General features: G+C 27.8%; 11 protein-coding genes. All 11 read right to left on the bottom strand.

Annotation, left to right across the window (positions count from 1 at the left end; translation table 11 throughout):
- Nucleotides 1-1,200: sulfotransferase family protein (locus L8W57_RS07715; RefSeq protein WP_263662312.1), on the bottom strand; the 1,200-nt coding region annotated here is incomplete at its 3' end.
- Nucleotides 1,193-1,783 carry an adenylyl-sulfate kinase gene (gene cysC, locus L8W57_RS07710; RefSeq protein WP_133319449.1) on the bottom strand — a complete coding sequence of 197 codons (591 nt, stop codon included), beginning with the start codon at nucleotides 1,781-1,783 and terminating at the stop codon, nucleotides 1,193-1,195. The genes L8W57_RS07715 and cysC, both read right to left, overlap by 8 nt.
- An 8-nt stretch (nucleotides 1,784-1,791) precedes the next feature.
- Nucleotides 1,792-3,507 carry an SLC13 family permease gene (locus L8W57_RS07705; protein WP_263662311.1) on the bottom strand — a complete coding sequence of 572 codons (1,716 nt, stop codon included), beginning with the start codon at nucleotides 3,505-3,507 and terminating at the stop codon, nucleotides 1,792-1,794.
- Nucleotides 3,504-4,928, bottom strand: a complete 1,425-nt coding sequence (cysN, locus tag L8W57_RS07700) for a sulfate adenylyltransferase subunit CysN (RefSeq protein WP_263662310.1) — start codon at nucleotides 4,926-4,928, stop codon at nucleotides 3,504-3,506. Before cysN ends, L8W57_RS07705 begins: the two co-directional genes overlap by 4 nt.
- Nucleotides 4,928-5,830 carry a sulfate adenylyltransferase subunit CysD gene (gene cysD / locus L8W57_RS07695; RefSeq protein ID WP_133319452.1) on the bottom strand — a complete coding sequence of 301 codons (903 nt, stop codon included), beginning with the start codon at nucleotides 5,828-5,830 and terminating at the stop codon, nucleotides 4,928-4,930. The genes cysN and cysD overlap by 1 nt, the downstream gene beginning before the upstream one ends.
- A gap of 34 nt (nucleotides 5,831-5,864) precedes the next feature.
- Nucleotides 5,865-6,737, bottom strand: a complete 873-nt coding sequence (locus L8W57_RS07690; protein ID WP_263662309.1) for a class I SAM-dependent methyltransferase — start codon at nucleotides 6,735-6,737, stop codon at nucleotides 5,865-5,867.
- A gap of 60 nt (nucleotides 6,738-6,797) precedes the next feature.
- A complete protein-coding gene (locus L8W57_RS07685; protein ID WP_263662308.1) occupies nucleotides 6,798-7,841 on the bottom strand; it encodes a class I SAM-dependent methyltransferase in 1,044 nt (347 codons plus the stop codon).
- A 1-nt stretch (nucleotide 7,842) separates the two neighbouring features.
- Entirely contained in the window at nucleotides 7,843-8,856 is a 1,014-nt protein-coding gene (locus tag L8W57_RS07680; protein ID WP_263662307.1) for an aldolase catalytic domain-containing protein, read from the bottom strand.
- Nucleotides 8,843-9,511, bottom strand: coding sequence for a cytidylyltransferase domain-containing protein (locus tag L8W57_RS07675; RefSeq protein WP_263662306.1), 669 nt, complete (start codon nucleotides 9,509-9,511; stop codon nucleotides 8,843-8,845). Before L8W57_RS07675 ends, L8W57_RS07680 begins: the two co-directional genes overlap by 14 nt.
- Before the next feature lie 4 nt (nucleotides 9,512-9,515).
- Nucleotides 9,516-11,081 (bottom strand): hypothetical protein, encoded by a 1,566-nt coding sequence (locus L8W57_RS07670; RefSeq protein WP_263662305.1) that lies wholly within the window; start codon nucleotides 11,079-11,081, stop codon nucleotides 9,516-9,518.
- A partial coding sequence (locus L8W57_RS07665) for a phosphopantetheine-binding protein (protein WP_243705643.1) occupies nucleotides 11,074-11,319 on the bottom strand: 246 nt, incomplete at its 5' end. The genes L8W57_RS07670 and L8W57_RS07665, both read right to left, overlap by 8 nt.

Raw genomic sequence — 11,319 nt, 5'->3', positions numbered from 1 at the left:
TTTCAACTTCCTAATTTCAAACAACATCTTAACATACCCACCCTTATACCAAGTTTTATTAGCTTGTATAAGAGCTTGTCCTAATTTATAAGAAAGATGATTTTTAAGTTTTAAGGCTTCTTTACAATCAGGATAAGATTCTAAAGGAGGTAGTTTTAAAGAAGGATCTTTTTTTATTTTTTCTTGGTAGATTTTTTGTTCTTGTTTGTGCGAAATTATTATACTTAATAATGCTACAGGTATTATTAAGTAACCTAGTATAGATTTAGAATTAACTATCATAGCTTGGCCTAATTTATAAGAAAGTTGGTTTTGGATACGAGATTTAGCTGTACCATATTTGGAAATAAAAGATATTATTTTATTTTTTGTGCAAATTTCCAAATTTTGATCAAAAATTTTTTTATCTTTGCTTATAATAATCTTATTTTTATTATTTATTTGAGATATTTGTTTTTGTATAAAATGATTTGATTTTTGATTATTTATCAACTTGTCAATTCTTAAAGATTCTATAATTTCGTTTTTATTTATAAGCTTATTTTCTAACAGATTAGAATATTTTCTATATGGAATATGAAAAAATATTTTTTGTTCTTCTAAATCATAATCAAAAATTTCAAAATCATCTTTATAAATATCTCTAATAACTTTATAAGTTACCTTATTATAATAATTACTATAATTAAAATGTTTACTTTTATTTATATGAACAAGCTTATCATTTCTATTTAAAATCTGTAAAATTTTTGCAAAATCTTTGCTTAAATTTTCAAATTTACCTACAAAATTTACTAATATCTTTTTTTGTTCATTGCATAAAAACTTATATTGTGGCACAAAATGTATCCAATTTAATATTTCATCTTTTACTTTTTCATTATGCAAATCCATAATAAAATCTTCAAAAGAAAAATATTTATTTAAGTGAATTTTAGCCCAATTTGCATCCCAAGAATTACCTCCTCCATTTCTTAAATAATGATATGCAGAAACCACTCTATCATAAGGATTCCTTACAAAGCCAAAAGAAAAATAATTCTCAAATCTATCCCTGTCAAGCCTTACATAATCACTCGCTTTTACATGACCAACAAGCCATCTATCTGTTTGATATATTACCCTTTCTATACTACTGCCAGCAACTTTTGGCACATGAATAAAAATACACTTATACTTATCATGAAAATCTTTAAACATCACACTTTCTTCCATTTAAAAATCTCAAAATCATATCCACATTCTCATTAAGATCTTCTTTTGTTATGTGTATATGTGGGTTTTTAGGTTTTTCATAAGGGCTATCTATACCTGTGAAATTTTTAATCTCTCCATTTCTTGCTTTTTTATAAAGTCCTTTTGGATCTCTTTTTTCACAAATTTCCAAAGGTGTATCAACAAATATTTCTATATATTCATCATCATCTAAAAGATCTTTTATAAGTTTTCTATCTTTTTCAAAAGGCGATATAAAAGCGCAAAGTACTATCATACCAGCATCTACAAAAAGCTTACATACTTCTCCTATGCGTCTTATGTTTTCTACTCTTGAAACCTCATCAAAACCCAAATCTTTATTAAGTCCATGACGTACATTATCCCCATCTAAAAGATAAGTATGAAAACCTTGTTCAAAAAGTTTTTTTTCAACTGCATTAGCCAAAGTAGATTTACCACTACCACTAAGCCCACTAAACCATAAAACACATGGTTTTTGATTTTTAAGTTTAGCTCTTTGAGTTTTTGTAATGCTACTTGTATGCCAAGTTAAATTTTTACTCATTTTTTTCCTTAAAAACTAAAAAATACCGGAGTTATAGTTAAAACAATAGCTGAATAAGTCAAAGAAACTATCCATCCTATTTTTATAAAATCAGTAGTTTTATATCCACAAATTGAACCTACCATCAAGTGAGTTTGATAACCATGTGGCATTAAAAAAGCACAACTTGCCCCATAAGCAACTGCTAATATAAACGGAGTTGGATTAACTTCAAGCGCTAAAGCAGTACTATAAGCGATAGGAAAAGCCAAAGCTGCGGCAGCGTTATTGGTAATGATTTCAGTTAAAAGCAAAGTTAGAAGATAAATTCCCACAAAACTACCATATAATCCATATACCCCAAAAGTTCCTATAATAAACTCAGCCAAATCTTTAGCTAAACCACTATCAACTAAAACTTTAGTAATGGCTAAAGAAGATCCTACTATGATAAAAATTTCCAAAGGAAAGCGTCTTTTTACTTCATCAAAACTTATGATTTTAAATATAAACAAGCAAGCTAGAAACACTAGCAACGCTTTAAGCAAAGACACTAACTCCAAAGCAGATAAAGCAATGATGGCTAAAAACGCAAAAATCACTATAAAACTTTGGATATTACTTAACTTTTGATTTTGCATGATATTTGAGATAATGTAAAAGTTTTTATTGATATTATCTCTTGAGTGAAAATCCTTACCTACACTTAAAATAAGCCTATCGCCAGCTTGTAATAAACTTTGACCAATTTTTGAAATATTTTTTGAACCTCTTTTTAAAGCTACAATCCCTGCATCAAATTTAGCTCTAAAATTTGCTTCTTTAACGCTTTTTCCTATCAAATTTGACTCAGAATTTATAACAACATCTATTAAATTTAATGTTTCTAGTTTTAAATCTTGTGAGCCAATTTGCAAGCCATCAAATTTTTTCAAAGCCTCTAAATGTGTAATATCTCCACTAAAAATTAACTCATCTTCTTCTTTAATAAGCTCATTGTGACTAACAGGGGCGATAAGCTCATCTTTTCTTTGAATTTCAAGTAAAAACAAAAACTCTAAATTTCTTAAGCCATTTTCTTGTATAGTTTTTCCCACTAATGAACTATTTTTTAAAACCTTAGCATTGATTAAATACTCATTAATGACATTTTCTCTTTCTTTATACTCAGGCAATAAAAAGCTAAAAATCAAAAGCACTATAAGCACTCCAACACTTATACAAAAACCCACCGCAAAAAAATCAAAAATCTTTAAACTTTCCAAACCATTTTGCACTACAAAAGAATTGACTATCAAATTAGTTGAAGTGCCTATCAAAGTCATAGTTCCACCAACTATGGAAAAATATGAAAGAGGGATGAGTAGTTTAGAAGGAGCTTGAAATTTGTTATTTTTTATAATACTCATAAAACTTGCCACTACTGCAGTATTATTTAAAAAAGCTGAAATACTAGCTGTAACAACTCCAAGCTTTAAAAGTGATAGATGATAATTTTTACCTATGATAAATTTAGAACACCAACTTATCACAACGCTTTTTTCTATAGCTAGTGAAACTAACAAAAGCAAAACAAGCACTATCAAAGATTCACTCGTATAAGAGCTAAGCCAAGTATTTAAATTTAAATACCCCAAAAGATAATAAAGCACAGCTACACTACCAAATAAAATAAAAGGTTTAATTTTATTACTAATTAACAAAATAAGCAAAATTAAAATACTTAATGCAACAATAATTTTCATATTTTTTTACATTCCCATTCAGGATAGTTTTTTCTAATGTAAGCATTAAGTTCTATTTCTGCTTGAGTATAAATTCTACTCTTTTCTTCGCTTGCTAAAATTTCTTCTACCATACCCGCTGCTAAGGTTTCATTAGAGTATTTATCTATGATGATAAAACTTCCTAAAATTTTATTGTCCTTGTAAGCTTTAAGGGCTGTTTTTTTATTAAGCTTTAAGGTGCATTTAGCAATATCATTGAGTTTTAATTCATCGCTTTGAAATTCTTTGAAAGTATTAATGTCTTTTTTAAAATCAATTTTTTCAAATACTACATTAGTAGTTAAATTTGCTATTTTGATAAGATAGTTTTCATTTAAATTAAACTTAACCTCACTCATCCATATCACCATAGCTTTAAAAGAATTTGAAATTTCTATGCTATGATTTTTAGAAGCTATTACATCGCCTCTTGAAATGTCTATCTCATCTTCTAAAGTTAAAGTTATAGCACTTGGAAAGCTAGCATTTTTAGCACTTTGAATTTTTTCATTTTTATCGGGTACATTCAAGTTTTTAATACTAGGTGTGATAATTTGTTTTACTTTACTTGTTTTTAAAGAAGGTAAAATCACAACTTCATCTTTGATATTTATACTACCACTAGCAATATTTCCACAAAAACCTCTAAAATTTAAATGAGGGCGATTGACATATTGCACACTCATGATAAACTCATCACTTAAACTAGTAGCAATAGGCAAAGTATCTAAAAGCTCAGATAAGGTTTTTCCACTATACCAAGACATATTAATACTTTTAGAAGCTATGTTGTCTCCATCTAATGCACATATAGGAACAAAATGAGTTTTAATATATTCATGATTTTTTAAGCATGGTAGAATTTCTTGATAATTTTTACAGATTGTATTAAAAATTTCTTGATTATAATCAATCAAATCCATTTTATTCACAGCAATAATAAATTGTTTTGTGCCAAGCAAACTCGCTATGTAAGAATGTCTTTTAGTTTGAGTTAAAACCCCTTTTCTAGCATCTATAAGTATGATAGCAATATCAGCTGTACTAGCACCTGTTGCCATGTTTCTAGTGTATTGTTCATGGCCTGGAGTATCTGCTATGATGAATTTTCTTTTTTCACTTGTGAAAAATCTATATGCTACATCTATGGTTATGCCCTGCTCTCTCTCACTTGCAAGACCATCTACTAAAAGTGCAAAATCAAGCTTTTCTCCTGCATTACCAAGCTTTTTACTATCTTTTTCTAAAGATAAAATTTGATCTTCAAAAAGTATTTTTGCATCATAAAGCATTCTACCTATAAGGGTAGATTTGCCATCATCTACACTACCACAAGTGATAAATCTACAAAGCTCTTTATTTTCATGTTCTTTTAGGTATTTTTCTACATTTGTTTTCATTAAAAATACCCCTCTTTTTTCTTTTTTTCCATACTTGCTTCTTCATCAGTGTCTATAAGCCTACCTTGTCTTTCACTTGTTTTAGAAAGCAAAAGCTCTTCGATGATTTCTAAAACATTGCTAGCACTTGAGTTTATGGCTCCTGTTAGCGGGTAGCAACCTAGAGTTCTAAAACGGACTAATTCTTCTTTAGCGTTTTTAGCAAGTTCTTTTGGCATACGCTCATCATCAACTAAAATTTTAGCCCCCATGCACTCTACCACCGGTCGTTTTTTAGCAAAATAAAGACTTGGCAAAGGAATATTTTCTTTATAAATATACTGCCATATATCAAGCTCAGTCCAATTACTCAGCGGGAAAACTCTTATGGATTCGCCTTTTTTATGACGACCATTGTAAATATCCCATAATTCTGGGCGTTGATTTTTTGGATCCCATGAGTGATTTTCATCACGGAAAGAATAAATTCTTTCCTTTGCACGCGATTTCTCTTCATCTCTTCTTGCACCACCAAATACTGCATCAAACTGATATAAATCAAGCATTTGTTTTAAACCCTGTGTTTTGGCAATATCTGTGTGCATGGATGAACCATGTGTAAATGGAGAAAGGTTTAATTCTTTGATTTTAGGATTTTGATAAACTATAAGCTCCATACCAAGCTCTTTGGCGCATTTGTCTCTAAATTCTATCATCTCTTTAAATTTCCATGTGGTATCTACATGCACCAAAGGAAGTGGAGGTAAACTTGGGTAAAATGCTTTTTGTAAAAGACGAAGCATAACCGAGCTGTCTTTACCTATACTATAAAGCATAGCTGGTTTTTCAAACTCAGCTATCACCTCACGAATGATATGAATGGACTGTGATTCTAAATATTCTAGATAAGATATATTGAACATAATCTTCTCTTTCAAAATAAAAGAGAAGATTATATCAAATTTTACTAAATTGAGCTATCAAAGTATCTGTTGCGCCTAATGATGCTAAAGTTTGCTCATAAGCATTTTGCAAGATAGGATTATCTATAAAATTTCCCCAATGCTTTTGCCCTGCAGGAAGTCCATTTGCTAACCAATATAAAGTATTTGACAATGGATATCTTTGAACACATTTAACAAATTCCACTCTTAATCCTGCTTTTTCGCCTAATTTTTTTAAAGTATGTGGACTGTACAAAAATATATGCGGACTCCAATAAGTAAATTCACTAAAGGCTTTATTTTTATAAATAGTTAGCAAAGCATCATTCGCATTAGGAACTTCTACTATCATCTTTCCATTGTCTTTTAACTTGGAAGATAATTTTTTTAAAATACTAATAGGATCTTGCAAATGCTCTACTACATGGAATGCTGTTATAACATCATATCCCTCCCCTATCAATTTTAAATCAACTTCATCTAAATTTCTATATAAATTAATATTATTATTTTTATAAATTTCTTCAACTTGTTGCTCGATTTCCACTCCAGAAGCACTTCTAACAAAAGGTTTTGCTTGTATTAAAAAACCAGCATATCCACTTCCAAAATCTAAAATATCTTTCCCGACTATAGAATTTAAAATAAACTCTAATCTTGATTTATTGGGAAGATATGTATCGTTAATAAAATCTGTTCTTTGTGTAAGCTGATAAACAGATAAATCATGCATATTTCCATTAGCATAAAAACTATCATCAATATCTTGAGAATCCAAAAACACCAAACCGCAATCACAACATTCCAAAATTTTAATATTTTGATTATCCCTAACCTTACCCTTTCTTTGAAAATTTTTTTCACTCCCACATAAATAACATTTCATTTTTTAATCCTTTATAATTAAATAAATTTTATATAACTCTTCTACATAGGGTTTTTACATTTAGTTTTCATTTTTCTCTAAGACAACTCTCATATAAGAACTAGCATTTAAAAATTTAATCAAATATTGTATCTTACCTTTATATTTATCACTCATTTTAGAAATAAATCTTAATTCACGAATATTTAAGTTATCATTTTTATAAACCAATGCTGCAACATCTAAATTTCCAGGAGTATCCAAACTTTTCAATTTAAAGCCATTAACAATAGAAAAATACAAGATATTCTGTGTGCTAAATGAATTTAAATGCATAGGAGGAAAAACAGAATGAACTTGCAATCTTTCTTCGTTATAACCAATTGCTTTTGCTTCTAACCCAAGAATATTTGGCGTCGTAAAAATTGTTACTCCATTTGTTTGCAAATTTTCATTTATTATCCTCATAAACTGCACAGGGTTAACCAAGTGTTCTATTAATTCATAATGAACTATAAAATCAAACTTAACACCCAAGCCACCTAATTCAGATGCATCCATGGAAAATAATTTTAAATCACAATCACCCCCCCCCTCTCTCTCCATACCTTCTTTAATTGCATTACTATCTAAATCTATACCATATAAATTCTTTTTTATTTTTAATTTATTTAATTTATTTTTTAACAGAGATAAAAAATAACCATTATTACATCCTATTTCTAATATATTAATATCAGAAAGATTGTGATAATTTACATAATCTATAATTTGAGAATATAAAAAATCAACCCTTTCCTTATACTTAAATTGTGTCTTGTTTGTTTTATTAAGGTTAGCATAAATGATATTACTATAACAATGATTATAATAATCCGCCAATTGCTCGTTAGTTGGAACAAGATCAACATATATTGAATTACATACATTGCATTTAGCAACACTATATAAATCTATAAAAGGTTCTATACTAGTAGAACTATCTGAATTACAAATAGGACATTTTCTAAAAACAAATTTGTCGCCATATTTCTTGTAAAATTGAACCGCATCATCTATTCTTTGCTTATATAGTAATTTGGAATCCTCAATACTTCTTAATTGATCTATGGGTATAAAATTCATTTCATATTCTCCTTTTATTTTTATTATATAGTTCTTCTACATAAGGTTTTTTACATTTAGTTTTCATTTCTACAGGAATAGTTTTTACAAACTGAATAAAATCGGTAATATTTACATCCGGATTTATTTCTAGCAAATAAGTGGCAAAATTTGGATGACAATGGTATAATGCTGTAACAAAATAGTATGGATTATAACCCCATTTTTGCGTTTTCTTTATAGGTTCAATATACAAGTCAATACACTCTAGTATTTTTACCATATCATATTTCATACCTTTAACACTATTAAAATACTGAGCAATTGCTTCAGTGTATAGATTTCCAGCACATCTTCCAATTCCTTCCAACGAAGAATCAACCATTAAAATTCTATCTGTTTTATATTCAAATAAATCTTGAGCGCAAGCAAAAGACATCCCAGTATTATTATGAGAATGGAAACCTATAATGCATTCTTTATTAGCAATAGAATCTATTATTTGAAAGTATCTTTTATTATCATCTTTTGTCATATAACCAAAACTATCCACTATAGAAATTCCTGCAGGATTTATTTCTACGATTTTTCTGATTAACTCTTCATATTCATATAAAGTATAATCTATAGTTACCATGGGTTGTAAAAATGTTAAATATCCACTATCAACACTTTTTTTAGCAATCTCCAATGCTTCTTGAATCTGATGTTTATAAAAAACAACTCTGATACCATCTATAGACTTTCCTGAAAAATCTGTAATATCATTAGCTGAAAATTGTGTCACATCAATCATAGCCAAAAATTTGCTATTTTTTCTATCAATCGGTAAAAAATCTTTGATTTTTTCTATAGTATTAAATATACTTTTATTATTTGTATTTATATCTTTATTTAGATACCCACATTCTATAAAGTCAATATTTGCTGATGACAATAAGTTTAATATCGATTTTATATCTTCATCTTTAAAATTCCAACTATTAATATAGCCTCCATCTCTTAAAGTACAATCAAGTAATTTAATTTCCGCCATAATTATCTCCTTTTAAATTTTTTACAATAATACTTGCTAATTCAAAATCCTCTTCTGTATTTATATCTATAGATTCAACAAAAGACACTTCAACAGCTTTTGGATTTACCCCTACTCTTTTCTTGTATTTCATAAATACTTCTTTTTTAAAAACATACACACCGGATGTTTCCCTATAAATAACCTCCAAATCTTGGCTTCGTGAAATAAGCATAGGATTAAAATTTAAAGGCTTGAAATCACTTGTCCATAGATAATCTTGAATTTTAGTAACAGTAAAAGAAGAATCATGCCCGTTTTTGATAACATTTTCAAGGCACTTTAAAATACTACTCTCTTTTAAGAATGGAGCGGTTGCATGAGAATATATATAAATATCAGCTTCAATTGTGTTTATAAATTCTTGAAAAATTTCTGTAAAATTTGTATTATCTTCATCTAACTTTTTTGATCTTTCCAAAAAAACAATATCATCATCAATAAAATTGTTAATTTTTTTATCACTGCAATAAACATAAATCGCATCTATACTATTAATTCTCTTTAATACTTCTAAATTATACCGCAATAAAGGTTTTTGACCTAATAGTCTAATATTTTTATTTGGGCATCTTTTATTATGTAATTTTATTGGCATTATAGCGACTATTTTCATTATTTTACTCTCTTTTACTTTTTATTTTTTTTATCACTAACAACATCTTAACATACCCACCCTTATACCAAGTTTTATTAGCTTGTATAAGAGCTTGTCCTAATTTATAAGAAAGATGATTTTTAAGTTTTAAGGCTTCTTTATAATCAGGATAAGATTCTAAAGGAGGTAGTTTTAAAGAAGGATCTTTTTTTATTTTTTCTTGGTAGATTTTTTGTTCTTGTTTGTGTTTATCTTTTATATAAGATAATACAAAAGGCATTCTTATATAACCTAGTATAGATTTAGAATTAACTATCATAGCTTGGCCTAATTTATAAGAAAGTTGGTTTTGGATACGAGATTTAGCTGTACCATATTTGGAAATAAAATTTGATTTATAAAAAATAAGATTATTTTTTACTTCTAAATCTTTATTTTTTACTTCTAAATCTTTATTTTTTACTTCTAAATCTTTATTTTTTACTTCTAAATCTTTTATATCATTAAATTTAATTTTTGCCTCATATTGTTTAATGAGATTGGAATATTCTTTTAAAAAAAACATAACATTACTAAAATTATGTACATCATCATCAAAATAATTTTCACATTCATCAATCACAACCTTATCAACCAACAAAAATCCTATCAATCCAATACCATGACTTCCTACTTGTAAAGGCCAAGCCCTCTGTTTTGTAATTTCTTTACGATAATTCACATGTAATTTAGTTATATCATCAATAACAAAATCTTCAAGATAAATTTCAGAAAATGTCTCCCATCCCCAAGACATTTTTCCAAAGCAATATTTTTTATTTTCCAAAACATAACAAGAATGATCTACCTGGCAAACTCTATTCCAAGTGTGAACTCCAAGTAAAATTTTTCCATGATATTTTTGTGGGAAAAAAAACTTAGAATCTGATTTTAAGCTTAAAACAAATTCGGTTCCGATATGATTTCTAGCTTTAATTAATTTCAAATTATCTAAATCACCAAGTTCAACAACCGTGAAATTAGGTCTATTTTTAACTCCTAAATTATTTTTTTTTGGATAATAATATTTATCAATATTTCTACAAATTTCAATAGCACTTCTTTTTGATATTTCAAACAAGGGATGATGAAAATCTGGAATTTTTAAAAAAAAATCTAATATTCCATTATCCTTGCAATATTGATGAACATCTATAAGATTAAAACCATAAAAAGCACATTGGCTTTGATGAAAATTTGCATACCTATTTGAATACATTTGATAATAATGCCATATAACTACAACAACTTTTTTTTGGAGTTCATATAATTCTCTATACAACCATTGAAAATTCCGAATATTATTTTTATAGACTTCGTCTACACCTTGTTCTTCTGAAATTCCCAACACAATTAGATCTGCATTTTTTAAAATATTCGCATTTTTTGTTCTTTTTAAATTATATATATGAGAACCAGCTGATATATTGGAAAACCCAAATGTAGTTACATTGGCACCAAATTCTTTCATACCTGCAATAAATCCACCATTCCATAGCATATCGCAAGTACCAAAGCACACAATATTTTTGCGACTAGAATTATTCATTTGATAAAATACTCTCAATCATATTTTGTATGGTAAATAAATTTTTAAAATTATCATACTCCAAATAATCAAAATCAATCTCTATACCATAAAAATCTTCTATTGCACCAACTAAATCCATTATAGCAATACTATCCATTATTTTTTTTTCAAACAAATCATCAACATTTTCATCAATATCATTTCTGCCTATATTACTAAATATAGTTTTTATATCACTCATATTAACCATAAAATC

The organism is Campylobacter sp. IFREMER_LSEM_CL1890, assembly GCF_025772045.1.
GTDB lineage: Bacteria > Campylobacterota > Campylobacteria > Campylobacterales > Campylobacteraceae > Campylobacter_D > Campylobacter_D lari_D.
Note: the sequence above shows the minus strand (reverse complement) of the source record. Positions and strands in the feature narration are given on the sequence as shown.

Coding starts and splice junctions, on each gene's coding strand:
- cysC (WP_133319449.1), bottom strand. CDS start 1,783: ATGAGTAAAAATTTAACTTGGCATACAAGTAGCATTACAAAAACTCAA.
- L8W57_RS07705 (WP_263662311.1), bottom strand. CDS start 3,507: ATGAAAATTATTGTTGCATTAAGTATTTTAATTTTGCTTATTTTGTTA.
- cysN (WP_263662310.1), bottom strand. CDS start 4,928: ATGAAAACAAATGTAGAAAAATACCTAAAAGAACATGAAAATAAAGAG.
- cysD (WP_133319452.1), bottom strand. CDS start 5,830: ATGTTCAATATATCTTATCTAGAATATTTAGAATCACAGTCCATTCAT.
- L8W57_RS07690 (WP_263662309.1), bottom strand. CDS start 6,737: ATGAAATGTTATTTATGTGGGAGTGAAAAAAATTTTCAAAGAAAGGGT.
- L8W57_RS07685 (WP_263662308.1), bottom strand. CDS start 7,841: ATGAATTTTATACCCATAGATCAATTAAGAAGTATTGAGGATTCCAAA.
- L8W57_RS07680 (WP_263662307.1), bottom strand. CDS start 8,856: ATGGCGGAAATTAAATTACTTGATTGTACTTTAAGAGATGGAGGCTAT.
- L8W57_RS07675 (WP_263662306.1), bottom strand. CDS start 9,511: ATGAAAATAGTCGCTATAATGCCAATAAAATTACATAATAAAAGATGC.
- L8W57_RS07670 (WP_263662305.1), bottom strand. CDS start 11,081: ATGAATAATTCTAGTCGCAAAAATATTGTGTGCTTTGGTACTTGCGAT.